At 52.8% G+C, this 16,297-nt stretch carries 18 protein-coding genes; 1 reads left to right on the top strand and 17 read right to left on the bottom strand.

What is annotated here, in order from left to right; translation table 11 throughout:
* Positions 1 to 7: 7 nt before the first annotated feature.
* From ACO0K9_RS01705 to fliF, 14 genes are all read right to left on the bottom strand, one after another.
* Positions 8 to 1,630 carry an NAD(P)H-hydrate dehydratase gene (locus ACO0K9_RS01705; protein WP_422981123.1) on the bottom strand — a complete coding sequence of 541 codons (1,623 nt, stop codon included), beginning with the start codon at positions 1,628 to 1,630 and terminating at the stop codon, positions 8 to 10.
* A gap of 6 nt (positions 1,631 to 1,636) precedes the next feature.
* Positions 1,637 to 2,467, bottom strand: coding sequence for a flagellar biosynthetic protein FliR (gene fliR, locus ACO0K9_RS01710; RefSeq protein WP_422981125.1), 831 nt, complete (start codon positions 2,465 to 2,467; stop codon positions 1,637 to 1,639).
* 34 nt (positions 2,468 to 2,501) lie between these two features.
* Complete coding sequence (gene fliQ, locus ACO0K9_RS01715; RefSeq protein WP_422981127.1) at positions 2,502 to 2,771, bottom strand: flagellar biosynthesis protein FliQ; 270 nt, start codon at positions 2,769 to 2,771, stop codon at positions 2,502 to 2,504.
* Between the two features lie 19 nt (positions 2,772 to 2,790).
* On the bottom strand, positions 2,791 to 3,558 hold the full coding sequence (gene fliP, locus ACO0K9_RS01720; protein WP_422981129.1) for a flagellar type III secretion system pore protein FliP: 768 nt from the start codon (positions 3,556 to 3,558) through the stop codon (positions 2,791 to 2,793).
* Between the two features lie 10 nt (positions 3,559 to 3,568).
* Complete coding sequence (fliO, locus tag ACO0K9_RS01725; protein WP_422981131.1) at positions 3,569 to 4,009, bottom strand: flagellar biosynthetic protein FliO; 441 nt, start codon at positions 4,007 to 4,009, stop codon at positions 3,569 to 3,571.
* Entirely contained in the window at positions 4,006 to 4,428 is a 423-nt protein-coding gene (gene fliN, locus ACO0K9_RS01730) for a flagellar motor switch protein FliN (protein WP_422981133.1), read from the bottom strand. The genes fliO and fliN overlap by 4 nt, the downstream gene beginning before the upstream one ends.
* Positions 4,421 to 5,422 (bottom strand): flagellar motor switch protein FliM, encoded by a 1,002-nt coding sequence (gene fliM, locus ACO0K9_RS01735; protein WP_422981135.1) that lies wholly within the window; start codon positions 5,420 to 5,422, stop codon positions 4,421 to 4,423. Before fliM ends, fliN begins: the two co-directional genes overlap by 8 nt.
* A gap of 3 nt (positions 5,423 to 5,425) precedes the next feature.
* On the bottom strand, positions 5,426 to 5,935 hold the full coding sequence (fliL, locus tag ACO0K9_RS01740) for a flagellar basal body-associated protein FliL (RefSeq protein ID WP_422981137.1): 510 nt from the start codon (positions 5,933 to 5,935) through the stop codon (positions 5,426 to 5,428).
* Between the two features lie 430 nt (positions 5,936 to 6,365).
* Positions 6,366 to 7,937, bottom strand: a complete 1,572-nt coding sequence (locus ACO0K9_RS01745) for a flagellar hook-length control protein FliK (RefSeq protein WP_422981139.1) — start codon at positions 7,935 to 7,937, stop codon at positions 6,366 to 6,368.
* Between the two features lie 24 nt (positions 7,938 to 7,961).
* Positions 7,962 to 8,402: a flagellar export protein FliJ gene (gene fliJ, locus ACO0K9_RS01750; RefSeq protein WP_422981140.1), complete on the bottom strand. Its 441-nt coding sequence runs from the start codon at positions 8,400 to 8,402 to the stop codon at positions 7,962 to 7,964.
* Between the two features lie 32 nt (positions 8,403 to 8,434).
* Positions 8,435 to 9,823 carry a flagellar protein export ATPase FliI gene (gene fliI / locus ACO0K9_RS01755; RefSeq protein WP_422981142.1) on the bottom strand — a complete coding sequence of 463 codons (1,389 nt, stop codon included), beginning with the start codon at positions 9,821 to 9,823 and terminating at the stop codon, positions 8,435 to 8,437.
* Between the two features lie 13 nt (positions 9,824 to 9,836).
* Positions 9,837 to 10,517 carry a flagellar assembly protein FliH gene (locus ACO0K9_RS01760; protein ID WP_422981144.1) on the bottom strand — a complete coding sequence of 227 codons (681 nt, stop codon included), beginning with the start codon at positions 10,515 to 10,517 and terminating at the stop codon, positions 9,837 to 9,839.
* Complete coding sequence (gene fliG, locus ACO0K9_RS01765) at positions 10,510 to 11,505, bottom strand: flagellar motor switch protein FliG (protein ID WP_422981146.1); 996 nt, start codon at positions 11,503 to 11,505, stop codon at positions 10,510 to 10,512. The genes ACO0K9_RS01760 and fliG overlap by 8 nt, the downstream gene beginning before the upstream one ends.
* Positions 11,498 to 13,192: a flagellar basal-body MS-ring/collar protein FliF gene (gene fliF / locus ACO0K9_RS01770; RefSeq protein WP_422981148.1), complete on the bottom strand. Its 1,695-nt coding sequence runs from the start codon at positions 13,190 to 13,192 to the stop codon at positions 11,498 to 11,500. Before fliF ends, fliG begins: the two co-directional genes overlap by 8 nt.
* A gap of 203 nt (positions 13,193 to 13,395) precedes the next feature.
* Between fliF and fliE the strand changes: the two genes are divergently transcribed.
* Positions 13,396 to 13,746 carry a flagellar hook-basal body complex protein FliE gene (fliE, locus tag ACO0K9_RS01775; RefSeq protein ID WP_422981150.1) on the top strand — a complete coding sequence of 117 codons (351 nt, stop codon included), beginning with the start codon at positions 13,396 to 13,398 and terminating at the stop codon, positions 13,744 to 13,746.
* Between the two features lie 126 nt (positions 13,747 to 13,872).
* On the opposite strand, the gene ACO0K9_RS01780 is transcribed toward fliE, so the two are convergent.
* The 3 genes from ACO0K9_RS01780 to ACO0K9_RS01790 are packed head-to-tail and all read right to left on the bottom strand — an operon-like array spanning position 13,873 to position 16,295.
* A complete protein-coding gene (locus ACO0K9_RS01780; RefSeq protein WP_422981152.1) occupies positions 13,873 to 14,634 on the bottom strand; it encodes a flagellar brake protein in 762 nt (253 codons plus the stop codon).
* Positions 14,635 to 14,665: 31 nt separating this feature from the next.
* Positions 14,666 to 14,974: an EscU/YscU/HrcU family type III secretion system export apparatus switch protein gene (locus ACO0K9_RS01785; protein ID WP_422981154.1), complete on the bottom strand. Its 309-nt coding sequence runs from the start codon at positions 14,972 to 14,974 to the stop codon at positions 14,666 to 14,668.
* Positions 14,967 to 16,295 (bottom strand): flagellar hook-length control protein FliK, encoded by a 1,329-nt coding sequence (locus ACO0K9_RS01790; protein WP_422981156.1) that lies wholly within the window; start codon positions 16,293 to 16,295, stop codon positions 14,967 to 14,969. The genes ACO0K9_RS01785 and ACO0K9_RS01790 overlap by 8 nt, the downstream gene beginning before the upstream one ends.
* Between the last annotated feature and the right edge of the window lie 2 nt (positions 16,296 to 16,297).

Raw genomic sequence — 16,297 nt, forward strand, 5'->3', positions numbered from 1 at the left:
TTTTTGGTCAAGCCATTACCAGTCGGTTCAGGTTTTTCCTGATGACAGGCAGCAATTCACTGGCAGTCAGACCTATGGGGCCAATCCCTTGCGCCACCAGTTCATCTGCCGCGTAACCGTGTGCCCAGACAGCAATTCTTGCTGCTTCTGTGGCAGTGCAGCCCTGTGCCAGTAAAGCGCCGGTGACACCAGCCAATACGTCACCAGTGCCGCCGCTGGCCAGTGCCGGGTTGCCGCTGGTGTTGATGGACAAATCTCCATTTGCTTCACAAATGATGCTGCCCGATCCTTTCAATACGACAACGGCATTCAATTGCTGTGCCAGTTTGCGCGCCGCAAGCAGACGGTCTGCCTGTACCTCGGTCACATCTTGCTGTAACAACCGGGCGGCTTCCAGCGGGTGCGGGGTAAGCACGCTGGCTGCAGTCCTGGCTGCCAGGAGTCGGGCAAGCGCCTGATCCGCAGCGATCAGGTTCAGTGCATCGGCATCGATCACCAGTGTCTGGGCGGTATTGATGGCCCTGGTCAGCAAAGCCTGTACGGATGCCGACATGCCCAGTCCGGGGCCGATGACGACATGACGGTGATTAAAATCCAGTTCTTCGGGAACGCGAAACATGATTTCCGGGTGCAGGCTGTCATACGGTGGCGCTGGTGGTGCTGGCGGTGCTAATGGTGCTGCATCAGGAATGCCGCAATAAATGCGTCCGGCACCAGAAAATTGTGCCGCCCTCGCAGCGAGGATGGCGGCACCCACCATGCCGCTGGCACCCCCTATGATGACGACATCACCGTAACTGCCTTTGTGGCTGTTTTGTCGGCGCGGCTGCAGTATGGCCTGCAGTGATTTTGCAGTATTCAGGCAGGCCCTGGCGGGCGGAAAAAAATTCGCCGGAATATCCAGTGTCGCCACGCTGACCTGACCAGCATAATCTCGCCCTGCGCCGGTATGCAGGCCCGGCTTATTGCCGATGAAGCTGATGGTATGCGTTGCACAAATAGCGCTGCCATCAACACCGGTAACTTGTCCTGTATCGGCATTCAAACCGCTGGGCACATCCAGTGCCAGCAATGGGATTGCAGTCTCTGCAGCGAGCTTGTTGATGTCCCGTATCAGACTGGCGATGTTGCCTGCGGGCGCGCGTTTCAGGCCTATGCCAAACAGGCCATCGATGATCAGTGCCCAATCGGCAGGCAAGGTCGCCAGGCTGGCTGCATCGATCCATTGCACCTTGTGCCCCTGCGCTTTGTGCAGGCTGGACAGGGCATCGCTGGAATAATTTGCCGTATCACCACATTGCACGACATACACAGCATGGCCACGTGCTGACAAAATCGCAGCGACTTCGAAGGCGTCGCCGCCATTATTGCCAGGGCCAGCCAATATCAGTACTTTCAGGATTTTTGCTGGTGCCTGGGCAGGTGGTTGCGCATGTGGCGACGCCTGTGGCTGAACGAGCAGTTCCGTGGCCAGATTGGCGGCGGCCAGCCCGGCTTTCTGCATCAGCGATAAAGTATCTTGCTTGCCTTGATCAAGTTGCGTGGCCAGGGCATGCGTTTCTATCGCGCGAATTTCTGCCACGCTGTACAGGCAATTCAGCCTGTCATCCTGATTGCCCATGGTTTGCATAATTATCTATTTGGGTTGGAGGGCTGGTGGCAAGGTCGAAGGTTTAGCAGGCGGCTGAACATTCGGCTGGCCCACGGCCTGCATGGCTTCTATGCCTTGCTGAAACAGGTTTTCCAGCGGCACCAGCAGATAAGGCAGGATCAGCGCCAGCATCAAAAACCCGACACCTATGGTAATCGGGAAGCCGATACCGAATAAATTCAACTGCGGGGCGGCACGTGTCAGTATGCCCAATGCCACGTTGGTGACCAGCAAGGCGGCCACGATAGGCAGGGACAAGTGCATGCCCACACTGAAAATCTGCTCACCCCATAGCGCCATTTTCTGATAATTCAGCCCGGTCTGAAAAGTGGTAGAAATCGGTATGGTCTGGAAGCTTTCAACCAGTGTGGCCAGCATGGACAGGTGTACATTCGCAGTCAGCATGAGCAGGGTGGCTGTCAGCACCAGAAACTGGGCGATTGCCGAGGAGCGCCCCTGTGTCTGCGGATCAAAGAATGTGGCAAAACCCAGGCCCATGGTCAGGCCCGCTACCTCGCCTGCCATTTCTATGGCAGAAAACACGACGCGCATGACAAAACCCATGCCCATGCCGATGATCAATTGCTGTGACAGCACCAGTATGCCATTCAGCGATACCGGATCCAGTGCGGGAACGGCGGGCAGGGTGGGGGCAACGATCAGTGACAGCACGATGCCCAGCGCCAGCTTGATCTGCACCGGGATGGTATTGTTGCCGAAAGGCGGGGCAACAGCAATCATGCCCAGTATGCGGGTCAGCGGCCAGATAAAAGAATTGATCAGTGCGATCAGCTCATTGCTGGAAAAGGAAATCATGGGTGTGACATGTCAGCGCGATGGATGTCGGTACCTATCCCGCCATGGTTGCGATGCTGGTAAACATCTGGCGCATGTAATCCGTCAGGATGGTCAGCATCCAGGGGCCGGCGATAATCAGGGTGACAAAGATACCTATCAGCTTGGGAATGAAAGACAAGGTGGTTTCATTGATCTGGGTGGCGGCCTGAAAAATACTGACGATCAAACCTATGCCCAGTGCTACCAGCAGTAAAGGGGCCGAAACCATCAGGGTCACTTCCATGGCTTGGCGGCCGAGTGTCATTACGCTATCCGGGGTCATAATTAGCCTTAATAAAGCCTTAATAAAAACTTTGTGCGAGTGAGCCTATCAATAATTGCCAGCCATCCACCAGGACAAACAGCATCAACTTGAAGGGCAGGGAGACAATCGCAGGCGATACCATCATCATACCCATGGACATGAGCACACTGGCAACCACCATATCGATGATCAGAAAGGGGATGAAAATGGCAAAGCTGATTTGAAAGGCGGTTTTCAATTCACTGGTGATGAAGGCGGGTATCAGGATGCGCAGCGGCACATCTTCGGGCCCCTGCAATTGTGGGGTATTCGATAATTTGACGTACAGCGCCAGATCCGATTGCCTGGTCTGTTTCATCATGAATTGCTTGAGCGGTGTGACACCTTTGTCCATCGCCACTTGCATGGTGATTTTGTTTTCAGTGAATGGCAAATAGGCTTCAGCATAGATTTTGTCAAACACCGGCCCCATGACAAACAGGGTCAAAAACAGTGACAGCCCGACCATTACCTGATTCGGTGGCGCTGACTGCGTACCCAGGGCCTGTCTCAACAAGGACAATACGATGATGATGCGGGTGAAACTCGTCATCATCAGCAATGCTGCCGGGATAAAGCTGAGCGCCGTCAGGAACAGCAGGGTTTGAATACTCAGCGAATAATTCTGCCCGCCGCCGGCAGCAGGGCTTGTCGTAATGGCTGGCAAGCCACCCGTCGTTTGTGAAAAAGCCAGTTCAGGCAATAGCAGGCCACTCAGGAAAATGGCAAGCCATACCAGTGGCAGGGAAGAGCGCAAAGTTTTCATGCAGATGTAATTACTTGTTTTCAGATCGTTCGGTGGAACGTTTATCCAGCGTTCGTTTCAACCATGCAGAAAAGGGATCATTGGTCTGTGCCTGTGCAGCCTGCAGTAACAACTCTTCCTGTTTCGGCATGCTGCCCAGATTATTGATATTGTTGGCTGTGACACCGAGGATCAACCATTGATCGGCAACTTCCACCACCATCACGCGTTCACGGTTACCAACGTTGATGCCACCGATGATCTTGACCTGGATTTTGTTACCACCCTGTATCGGGCCCAGGCGCTTCATGACCCATGCAGCAGCGACCACCAGTGCCAGTACCAGCAGCAAGGCCATGATGATCTGCAGCAGTCCACCACTGGGTGAAACAGCAGGCGTGTCTGCGGCCAGCACAGTGCCCGACCAGGCTGCTGTTGCCAGCACAGCATAAATACGTGGTAAATACGTCATTTGTTCAATTTGCGTATGCGCTCGGCAGGCGTGACGATATCGGTCAGGCGGATACCAAACTTGTCATTCACAACTACCACCTCGCCCTGGGCAATCAGGCAGCCATTGACCAGCACGTCCATCGGTTCGCCAGCCAGACCATCGAGTTCCACCACCGAACCCTGTGCCAATTGCAGCAGGTTCTTGATGGCGATTTTGGTCCTACCCAATTCCACGGTCAGTTGTACCGGGATATCCAGAATGAAGTCGATGTCATTATGGGTTTCCGGTGCCTGGCTTTTACCGCTGAATTCCTTGAAAATGGCAGCACTGGGCTGTGGTTCGCTCTTTTCTGCGGCCGCGGCTTCTGCCTTTTCCTGCTCTGCAATTGCAGCACCCCAATCATCTTCACTGATTGGTGCGTCGCCGTTATCATCCATGGTTCTCTCCTTGTGCTACTTCCTGTACGCTGGAACTGATCAGTTTCTCAACGCGTAAAGCATATTGTCCGTTAAATACTCCATACTTGCACTCCATCACCGGGGTGCCATCCACCTTGGCTGAAATGATGTCGGGGATGGTTAAAGGAATCACATCACCTTCTTTCATGTTCAAAATGTCACCCAGGGTGACGCGGGTGGTCCCCAGGTCGGCGACGATTTCTACTTCGGCAATCTGTATCTGCTGCGTCATCAGGCGCACCCAGCGCTTATCCACTTCCAGCGTTTCACCCTGCAGGCTACTGGTCAGGATGTCGCGGATAGGTTCTATGGTGGAATAGGGCATGCACAGATGCATCTCACCACTGACCGGCCCCAGTTCTATCGTGAAGGTGGTGGACACCACCACTTCATTCGGGGTGGCAATATTGGCGAACTGGGTGTTCATTTCTGAACGTATGTATTCAAACTCGATGGGATAGACCGGCTCCCATGATTTGGAATAGGTTTCAAAAATGATTTCCAGTATGCGGTGAATAATACGCTGCTCGGTCTGGGTGAAGTCACGACCTTCCACGCGTGTGTGGAAGCGGCCATCGCCACCAAACAGATTATCCACCAGCAAAAACACCAGGCCAGGATCAAGCACGATCAGCGAGGTGCCGCGCAAAGGCTTCATGTGAACCAGGTTCAGATTGGTCGGCACCACCAGGTTACGGATGAATTCACTGTATTTGGAAACCCTGACGGTACCTACCGATACTTCTGCACTGCGACGCAGGAAATTAAATAAACCGATGCGTAGCAGGCGGGCAAAACGTTCGTTGATAATTTCCAGTGTCGGCATGCGGCCGCGGACGATACGCTCTTGCGTGGCAAGATTGTAGGGCCGGACACCGGAGGTATCCTCCAGTGACTGCGAATCGTCCTGATCTCCCGTGACACCCTTTAAAAGGGCATCAACTTCTTCCTGGGAGAGAAAATTATCTGACATGGTTTATTGAACGACGAAAGAAGTAAAGAATACGCCACTCACTTTTTGCGGCTCCCCTTTGGCTACAAACGGCAGGCTGACTTTTTCAATGACTTCATTGACCAGTTTTTCCTTGCCTTCAGCGGACAAAATCTCTGTTGCATCCTTGCTCGACAGCAGCAATAGCAGGCGGCTGCGTACTTGTGGCATGTTGGCCTTGATCAGGTTGACCTGTTCTTCATCCTGTACCTGCAGTGTCATGCTGATTTGCAGGTATTTATCGCCACCATCCGATTGCAGGTTGACGGTGAATGCTTCCAGCGCCAGGAATACAGGTGCTTTTGCAGGTTCTGCCTTGTGTTCTTTTTCTTTGTTGGCGGAACCTTTTTTAGAAAGAAAAATAGCCGTTCCACCACCAATTACCACCAATAGAAAAACGGCGGCGGCGATCATGATAAGGAGTTTCTTTTTAGATTTGCCCGCTGGTGGGGCATCACCTGTTTCAGTCGCTGCTTTTGCTGGTGCTTTCGCCATGGTTTTCCTCTCGATGGGCACTTATTGCCATGATTTATAGGTATTATCGTTGATAAGAGGCTTTTAATATCCAAGAAAAAGAAGGTGTATTTCAGCTTAGCTCTGTCATTTGCGTGATGAAAACAAGGGCATGCATCTATTCACCGTCAGCTACAGTCAGCTATTGCCAACTACCTTTAGCTTCATGGATTTAGCCTTTGGCAATCATTCTACATGCATGTAGGTGTTTTTTTCCAGACACGCGCCAGCGAAACACGGGGAGATCGTGAATTTAGCTGATATTCAACAGATGCTTGCTGGAACCAGGTGTCAGCTTCTTCAGCGTTCTGGATATGCAGGGCAAGCCGATATGTAAGCCGACATGCAAACCAGGAAAGGTCTCAAGCCTTGCCTGGCCGGAAGTGAGATGGTGTCCCGGTTTTTACCGTGATCAGGCAAAGGTATCGACCACGCCATTGCTAACCCGGACTTTAGCCTGGGTGCTGCCGGTTGCGGCTACCGTTGTATTGTCGCCAAGATCGCTGCTCTGACGTGAGGTGCCTGTACTCCGGGTTTGTTGCTCAGCAAAGTTTTGCCCCTGACCGGCAGCCTGTGAATTGACTGAAAAACCTGTCAGTTGTACACCGGCATCGCTCAGCATCTGGCGCAGTCTGGGTATGGCTGCTTCCAGTGCTTCCCTGACTTCTGGCTGGGCAGCAGTAAAGCTGGCATTGGCCTGGTCATTGCTGAGTTTCAGTACGACTTGCAGAGGACCAAGATCGGGCGGGTTCAGCGTCAATTCGGCAGACTGCATGGCTTCACCGACCATCCAGACCACTTTTTGGCCAACCGCCTTATCCCAGCCGGGATTGCCGACGCGTGGGCTGATATGGTCGATTGCCATGGCATTCGCCGCATTGGCTTGCGCATTGCTGACGGCCTGAGTGGCAATGGGTATCGGGGCGATGACCTGCGGTGTTTCCTTGCTGCTTTCAGCAGGCTTGATGTCGGCTAGCTTGTCTGTCAGCGTATCGCGGGCTTGTGCGACATCGCTGGCGAAAGTTTTGATCGTGTCGGCAGCGGTAGTCGCAGTGGCATTGGCAGCCTTGTCTGAGGCTTTGCTACCCAGTGCCAGGTCGCTGGTAGTCACTTCCGTTTTACCTGCATCTGCCAGTGCTGGGCTATCAGGTTTGACGGCGGCATCTTTCGGTGCCGGAGCCAGCACTGGAGCGGCGGTCAGTACGGCATCACTGCTTGCCAGTTTGTTGTCCAGGCCGGTATTGGTCCCTGTCTTGTCTGTGGCCTTGCTTCCGGCTTTTTCTGTTGCCTTGCCAGCAATTAACTGCGCAGCGATGGCATTGAAATCAGCTGCCGTCGCTGCGGCTTCGCTGGCTGCCTGATCCGTGCCACCAGCCTTGGCACCGTTAGCGGCCAACAGCTTGTCGGCTGTTTCGGCAGACTTGCTGTCGCCAGCCAGGGCAGCCAGGTTATTGCCGGCAGTGAGTGCGCCGGCATCCACACCAGCCAAGGCGTCAGTGGCCTTGGTATCGGCGGACGCAGCGCTGGCCTTGCCGGCATCGGTGACTGCTGGTGCAGGGGCAAGATTACCTACCAGTGCCAGAATCTGGGTGCTGAGATCTTCCGCAGGCGCTGTGTTGTTTTCATCTTCTTTGCTGAGCTTGCTGCTGTCATCGGTACCATCAGCTGGCGAGCTGTTTTTTACCGGTGTGCCGGTGGCATTGTCGGCAGTATTTTGTTTGTTGGCATTGTTATTGTTGTTAACGTTGTTGCCGGAATTGCTGGCAGCGGCGTTGGTATTGGCATTGGGATTATTGGGCTTGGGTGCAGCGGCAGGCTTGCTCACATTGCGATTGGCGTCGCTGTCCGGTTTTCTGACGTTGGAAATTTCTTGGTTCAACAGTTGATTGAAGTTGTTTCCAGCGTCGCTGGATGTGGTGGTCTTGGCAGATCTAGCGCTTCCAGCCTGTGTGTCCAGGGAAGTCAGTAAGGTTGTCGCTTGCATGTGGAGTACCTGTTAAATTTTTGACTAACGCTTATAAAAAAGGGCGCGGGCAGCCATTTCATCGGTTTGCTTCTGGTCGCGCTTGGCTTCTTTTTTTTGCATCAGGTTATGGGCCCGATTTTGCAAAGTGTTATAGGAAAGACGCTTTTTTTCTGTCGATTGCCATTCTTTTTTTGCCATGATGATACGGTGTTGCGCATCCATGACCACCTGCTTTTGTCCTTCAATGGCAGTATCCAGCTTACCCAGGAAGGACAGGAAATTCGTGTATTGCGCGGCACTTAAACCTTTTGTTGCCCCATCCTGCAGTCGTTGGGCATAGTCATCCCGGTATTGCTGCAACAAACTGAGCTTTTTCTCCGTCTCTTCATGAGCGCGTATTGCCTTTCCCAGAAGTTTGGCGGCGTCGTCAACTTCTTTCTCTGCAATTTCGATCAGTGTGGTGATGGGAGATTTTAGTGCCATGGTGATTCAAGTATAGTAGGTATCGGAGGTTTCTATCCGTTGAATAGGGCCTGAAGTGCCCCCAAGCTCTCCGGTATGCTGCTTTTTTCCGTGATATCTTGTTGTAAAAATGAAATTATTTTGGGATGCAACCTGATTGCTTCATCCAGCAAGGGGTCAGAGCCTGGCGAATAGGCACCGACGCTGATCAGGTCCCTGGCGCGTTCATAGCGCGAATACAATTGCTTGAGTTTTCTCGATAGCTGCTGATGTTCTGGCGAGGTAATGCTGTGCATGGCCCGGCTGATCGATTGCTCTATGTCAATAGCGGGGTAATGGCCACTTTCTGCCAGGGTACGGTTCAATACGATATGGCCATCCAGGATCGCCCGGGCGGCATCAGCAATCGGATCTTGCTGATCGTCACCCTCGGTCAGGACCGTGTAGAAAGCGGTAATGGAACCGCCGCCGCTTTTACCATTGCCAGCACGTTCCACCAGGATAGGCAGTTTGGCAAAGACGGATGGTGGGTAACCCTTGGTCGCTGGCGGTTCGCCGATGGCGAGCGCGATTTCCCTTTGGGCCATGGCATACCTGGTCAGGGAATCCATGATCAGTAGTACGCTGCGTCCCTGGTCCCTGAAATATTCGGCGATGGTGGTGGCATAGGCCGCACCTTGCAGGCGCATCAGGGGCGGGGCATCCGCCGGGGCGGCCACGACCACAGAACGGGCCAGACCTTCCGGCCCCAGAATTTGTTCTATGAATTCCTTGACCTCACGACCCCGCTCACCAATCAGGCCAACCACGATGATGTCGGCAGACGTGTAGCGCGCCATCATGCCCAGCAACACGCTTTTACCGACGCCAGAACCGGCGAACAGACCCAGACGCTGCCCGCGGCCGACGCTGAGCATGCTGTTGATGGCCCTAACGCCCACATCCAGGGTATCGACGATGGGAGCGCGTTCCAGCGGATTGTAAATGCGCGCACCCAGCGGTGCGGATTCATGCGTGCCCAGCGGCCCCAGTGTATCCAGTGGGCGACCATTGCCATCCAGAACACGACCCAGTAATTCATAACCTACCGGTAAATGCCTGCTCCTGTCGCTGGGGCGGCGGCGTGGATGATTGACTACTTCATGGGCTTCCGGTTCCGCCGGAAACACCGGGGCACCAGGGGTGACGCCGTCAAGATCGCTGTGCGGCATCAGAAAAAGGCGTTCACCTTCGAAGCCGACCACTTCAGCATCGATTTTGGCACCGCTCTGTAAATGGATGGCACAGGCACTGCCTACCGGCAGCCTGAGGCCAACTGCTTCCATCACCAGGCCGGTGACGCGGGTGACGCGTCCTGACAGCGAGGTCGTGTTGACATGCGATAGCTGCTCGCGGCTGTTGTGTAGCCTGGCTTTCCAATCGCTGATATATGCTTCTTGCATGATGCCTGCTTACCTACACTGCGTTCACAAAGTTGTGTTGCATGCTATCCATGAGTTTTTGCCAGCGTGTCGCATAACTGGCATCCAGCAGGTTGTGCTGGGTTTCCAGCTTGCAGCCGCCACGTTCCATATGCGGGTCGGCGACGATACGCCAGCCGTTTTCAGCCAGTGACTCACCCAGATGGTTTTTGACGATGACGGCATCATCCGGATGCAACAAGACCTGTGCCGGTTGTTGTACCGTGCTTATCTGGTTAATCGCATCTTCAACGATAGGCAGGATGAGTTCCGGTTCAGTATCGTATTTGGTTTTTAGCATGGCTTTAGCCAGATCAATTGCCAGCTCCAGCACTTCATTGCTCATTTGTCCGGAGGCTGCCTGCAATTGTTGCGAAAACCCCTGCGCCATCTGCTGCAGGGATTGAATTTCACCCTGCACCTGTTCCATGGTTTCGGCATAGGCGGTTTCCTGGCCATCTTTCAGGCCACGTTCATAGGCTTCCTTGTAGCCAGCGGCGAAACCTTCTTGCCGGGCAGTCTCACGCAGTTTGTCGGCTTCTATACGGCCGACGGCGGCGGCCTGGGCGGTCGCCACTTTGATCTCTTCGACCTGGGCCGGGCGGTTATCGCCAAACGAGGTCATTTCCCAGCGTTGAAAGGCGGTCAGATCACCGCTACGCACCGGGTTAGACATAAGCGTCTTCGCCTTTCGCGCCTAACATGATCTGGCCTTCGTCGGCCAGGCGACGGACGATCAGCAAGATCTGTTTCTGCTGTGTTTCCACTTCTGACAGACGTACCGGTCCCTTGGATTCCAGATCTTCGCGCATCATTTCAGCTGCACGCTGTGACATGTTCTTGAATATTTTTTCACGCATGTCCTGATTCGCACCCTTCAAGGCCACGATCAGTGAATCGGACTGGACTTCCCGCAGCAACAGTTGTATGCCCTTGTCGTCAATCTCGAGAATATTATCAAAGACAAACATTTCATCCATGATCTTCTCGGCCATGTCGCCGTCATATTTCCTGAGATTGTCCATGACGGAGGCTTCGTTTTCGCCGCTCATGAAGTTCAGGATTTCAGCCGCTGCACGCACACCGCCTATGGATTTTTTCTTCAGGCTTTCATTGCCGGTCAACAGTTTGGTCAGTACGTCATTCAGTTCACGCAGGGCAGTAGGCTGGATACCATCCAGAGTGGCGATACGCAACACGATATCATTGCGCAAACGTTCGGTGAACTGGTTCAGGATTTCACAGGCCTGGTCACTTTCCAGATGAACCAGGATGGTGGCAATAATCTGTGGATGCTCGTTTTTGATCAGTTCGGCAACGGAAGGTGAATCCATCCACTTCAGGCTTTCTATGCCGCTGGCGTCCTTGCCGCCCAGGATGCGGTTCAGGAGAGAGGCTGCCTTGTCATCACCCAGTGCCTTGGTCAGCACATTGCGGATATATTCATCCGAATCCAGTCCGACCGAAGAACTGAGGTCGGCCGCCGACTTGAAGTCATCCAGGACTTTGGCGATGGCTTCATGCGGGATAGGGCCGATCGCAGCCATGGCGGCACCGATCTTTTGCACCTCACGCGGGCCAAGATATTTCATGACCTCGGCCGCACCGTCCTCACCCAGCGCCAGCATCAGGGTGGCTGCTTTTTGAATTCCGTCTTCACTCATTGCTGACCCATGCCTTTACAACGTTTGCGACTATCCTTGGATCTTCTTTTGCCAAGGCTTTTGCCATTTCCAGGTTCATCTCATAGCTAGAACCATGGCGCGTATTCTGCTGCTCTGCTTCTTTGGAAAGATTGACGATGGCGGCTTCTTCTTCCTCGCGCTCTTCTTCCAGGGCTTTTTGTTTTTCCGCTTCCAGCGCTTCCAGTGTTTCCTTATCCTTGCCCATCATTTTATACAACATGGGTTTGAGGTAACCGAAAAACAGGTAAGCCAAGGCAATAAACGCCAGGATATATTTCCCGATTTCTTTTGCCATCTGGATGACATCTGGCTGTTTCCACAGCGGTAATTCCACTATAGGTTCTTTTTCGGGGCTGGCAAATGGACTATTGACCACATTCAGTGTATCACCACGATCTTTGTTGAAGCCCATGGCTTCTCTGGCCAGATCAGTGATTTGTGTTTTTTCTATGTCAGTCAAAGGCCGGGTTGAGGTTTTCCCTGCCTTATCGGTTTCTGTCCTGTAATTAACGACGATGGCAACCGAGAGCCGCTTGACGCCACCCATAGGCTGCTGAGTATATTTGATGGTCTTGTCCACCTCAAAGTTGGTGGTCGAGTCTTTCTGCATCAAGCCGCTGTTTGCGGCAGCCCCAGCCTGACCGGCAGCCGCTGCGCTGGCAACGATGGGTGCAGTTGCAGGCACCGGTGGTTGATTGCTCAATGCACCAGGGATGCCGGAAGCATTGGCGGATTTATTGTAAGACTCGCTGGTTTGCTGGCTGCGTATGGTCGAGGCTTCCGGTGGTGAGTTGGGGCGATAGCTTTCGGCCGCTTGTTCAGTCCTGGAAAAGTCGATATCCGCGGTCGCTTCGGCCCTGACATTGCTGGGGCCTACGATGGGTGAAATGATGGATTCTATGCGTTTGACGATGTTTTCCTGATATTCCTGTACATACTTCAATTGCGAAGGGTCAAGATTATTATTCGCCATCTGTTTGCTGGGGTCGGACAGCAAGTTGCCATTCTGGTCAACGATGGTGACGCTCTTGGCAGACAGTTCTGGTACGCTGCTGGCGACCAGGTGGATGATGGCGCTAACCTGTTGCTGATCCATCACGCGGCTGGGGTAGAGGTTCAGCAATACCGAAGCCGTGGGTTTTTGCTGATCACGGATGAATACGGATGATTTGGGAATGGCCAGATGCACGCGCGCCGTCTGCACTGCAGAAACAGCCTGTATGGAACGTGCCAGTTCGCCTTCCAATGCACGTTGAAAATTGACTTGTTCCAGGAATTGCGAAATGCCCAGTTTTTGGTTTTCCATCAACTCGAAACCGACATTGCCCCCCTTGGGCAAGCCCTGTGCCGCCAGTTTCAGTCGTGCATCATGGACCTGGTTGGCCGGCACCAGGATGGCATTGCCGCCATCTGAATATTTGTAGGGCACATTCAATTGCTGCAGCGAGGCGACGATGGCACCGCCATCTCTGTCATTGAAGTTGGAAAACAGGACTTTGTAATCGGGTTGCTGGCTCCATAGCCATACGCCTACCATGATGGCCAGTGTAATAGCGGCACCTACCGCCAGGAATACATTGCGAATGGCTGGTGTTTGCTGCAATCCGAAGATATTCGGCAGAGCAGGGCCTGGTGGGGCAAGTACGGTATTTTCTGCGGTTGCCATAAATTACCTTGTACCAATAAATGTGTCGATGAGTTGCATGCTTGCACGTCCGGAGCTGAGTTTTTTCCTTGATACCAATTTTCCACTGAATTAGCAAAATCAAAGGCAGGAAAAACACTGGTTTTCCAGCTCTTTTCCAGCTTCGCCTTTATTTTCAAAGTGCTAATGTAGCAGTCATAGAAGTCCGAAAAAAAGGTGATGTGATGAAAATGGGCGGAATTGACGCAAGTCGCATAGAAGCCATGGTGGCACAGTTGAAGGCAACTGCGGCAAAAATGGAAGCCGGCGCAGGTTTAGGAGTCAATCAGGCGGAAAATCTCAGTCCTGGCAAGCTCGATTTTGCAGATGCGCTGAAAGCCTCGCTGGATAGCGTGAATCAGGCGCAGATGAGTTCGCAACAACTGGGTGAAAAATTTGCCATGGGCGACGACAAGGTCAGCTTGTCGGATGTCATGATTTCCATGCAAAAAGCGAATATTTCTTTCCAGACTACGGTCCAGGTCAGAAACAAGCTGGTGTCTGCCTATCACGACATCATGAATATGCAGATTTAAGTCCGATTTAAGTCCGATTTAAGTCTGATAGTGTTTGTTTATTGATGGGACCGTGCAAAAAAAGAAAGGGGCAAATTGCCCCTGGTATTTCTGCGGATAGTATTTTGCTGCCTACGTATTTTACTACTACCGTATGCCAGTCATTTTGGCATTGCGCTCACGTTCCAGTTTCATGATGTAACGCTGAACACTGGCCAGTACATTGTTCGACATGTTGATGAACTGGCAGCCCAGACGGCGATTGGTTTTGCCATTCAATAATATAAGGTCCTGGGAATTTCTGACTTGCAGTACCACGTCCACTAAGCCTATGGTGGGCAGATCAAGTTTGCAATGTTCATAGATAACGCCTATGGTGCTATCCATGGCTTTCTTTTCATCCAGTATGGCGATGCCGCCGCAACTGATGTCGACCAGTGACAGTTTCAGGGTTTCTTGCCGGGTATCGACCTTTACCGGCACCATGGCGCGTATCGGCGTCGACAGTGGGGTGTTGATACGATAATACTCCCGCCTTTGCAGACGTACCATCGTAGCCGGAATGGTAAACTGCAAGGCTGGGCGGTCTTCAAATGTGATCAACTCCACATTGTCGGAAGAAAACTGTATGCTGATCTTGTCCAGCAAGCCTTCAAAAGACACCCGTGGTGCCTCGATAATGCGCTGATTTGCCAGGTGGCCTGGTGCACTGTCAATAATGATTAAGTTGTTGGCGTCGTCAACGTCCAGGATGGATGTGATAAAAACTTCGGAACCGCTATTGATCAGCATGCTGATCAATTGTTTGCTTTCCCTTAAACCACGCAACAAACCGACGATCTCCCGCCGGGAGTCAACCTGGAAGGGGCTCTGATTTTCTGTACCTAGGCTCGGAGGTGAGGATGGCATATTTTTATAATCACATTCAGTAAATGGGCAATCAAACCGGTTTTTGCCCTGATGTCTCCGAAATTGCTTCTGAATTTCCTTTATCAATATGGTAAAGCCAAGCGAGAAGTTCTGCAACTGCGCGATACAAAGCCGGTGGAATATCTCGGTCCAGATCGACTTTCATCAATAATGAGACCAGTTCCTTGGATTGGTGCACGTGCACACCATGCTCCTTGGCGCGGGCAATGATTTCTTCCGCGATCAGCCCTTTTCCCTTGGCAACCACACGTGGTGCCGCATCGCCATTCTGATAGGCGAGGGCGACAGCGTTTTGAATCTGCGGTTTGGGGTCATTCATTTTGATTGACAACGAAAGACATCAGTGGCGAACCGGCCATCTGCAATGCAGAGGCAAGCTCGTTCGCATGGCTTTTTAATGCTGTTACCGTGTCACTTTGTGCGGCGCGCAAGGATAAACCGACGCTGTTCGACTGCAAGTTGATGGTTGCAGTTACTTTCCCCAGGTTGGGGAGATCGAAGCTGACGACCGATTGCCAACTGCTATCTTCACTGTCTACCTGATTGTGTCGCGCTTGTTCGCTTTCTTTCCGGATTTCCCAATCGATTTTCCGACCGGGAAAAAGCTCTCCTTGCCATCGTACAACATTTTGCTCCAAAACATTGAGCTGCTGATGAATAATTTGCCCCATTTCCTTGTTGACGGGCGTCGCATTGCCGGCCTGCAGACTGTCGGCTGCTCTGGATGTACCGAGTTGTGACTGTGGCTCATTGCGGATGTCGGTAATATCACGTTTGCCTTGCGCCCATTCCGCGACATGCGATTCATAAAACAGGCCGCTGGCACTGATTTGATTTTGCAGTTTGGCGGCAGTCCTGATGCCGTCTTTTAATTCTGCAGGACTGGCAAGAATGGGTACATCGCTGCTGATACTGGTTTTGGTGCCGGTCTGGCGTCCGGTTTGCAAAATCTGGTCTATTAATTTGCCGGTATTGCTTAATGAGGTGGGCGCACTGCTCAAATGATCGGGAGTGGTGTCGACAGCATTGGTGTTGCCGATGGCTCCGGTTATTTTTGATGTTGCCAACTGCGGTAGCGCTGGTGTCAGCGCCTTGTCCAGCAAGGCATTGCCGGTTTGTGACGTACTTTTGTTGCCGGACAGGGTGACCACTGCCGAGGCATCTGTTTCGGACGGGGCTTCAGTAATTGTGGCCGGGGTGTTGTTGCCGGTAGCAGGCAAAGGTGTTGCCTTGCCTGCTTCTGCTGGCTGTGGCGCAACATAATTCTGTAAAGTAGGAGGCAGTCCGGGCTTGCCCGGGGTGGGTGTCAATAATTGCGGCAGGTTGCCGGACAGGTGGGCGTCGGTATCGCTTTCCAGTAAAAAGGTAGGGCGTGGTTCAGTGCCAATCAGGCGCAAGGGGATTTGGTCCCCGGTCTTGCTACCTTCGGGTAACAACATTTTTGCTGTTATACCCGCTACCCTGACGGTAAAACTGCCATCCATCAGTTTTGACAGGACCTCACCCTTGAGTAGCTGGCCCGTGACCAGTTGTGCCAGCCTTGGGGTGATGTCCTGCTTGGTTTCGGTAATCGCGGCCGTGGCGGCCGGTGCCTCGATATTGGCTACGGGTTTGGTGAGTATATCGAGCCGCGCAGGCATAT

Source organism: Undibacterium sp. Ji50W (genome assembly GCF_049340445.1).
Lineage (GTDB): Bacteria > Pseudomonadota > Gammaproteobacteria > Burkholderiales > Burkholderiaceae_D > Undibacterium.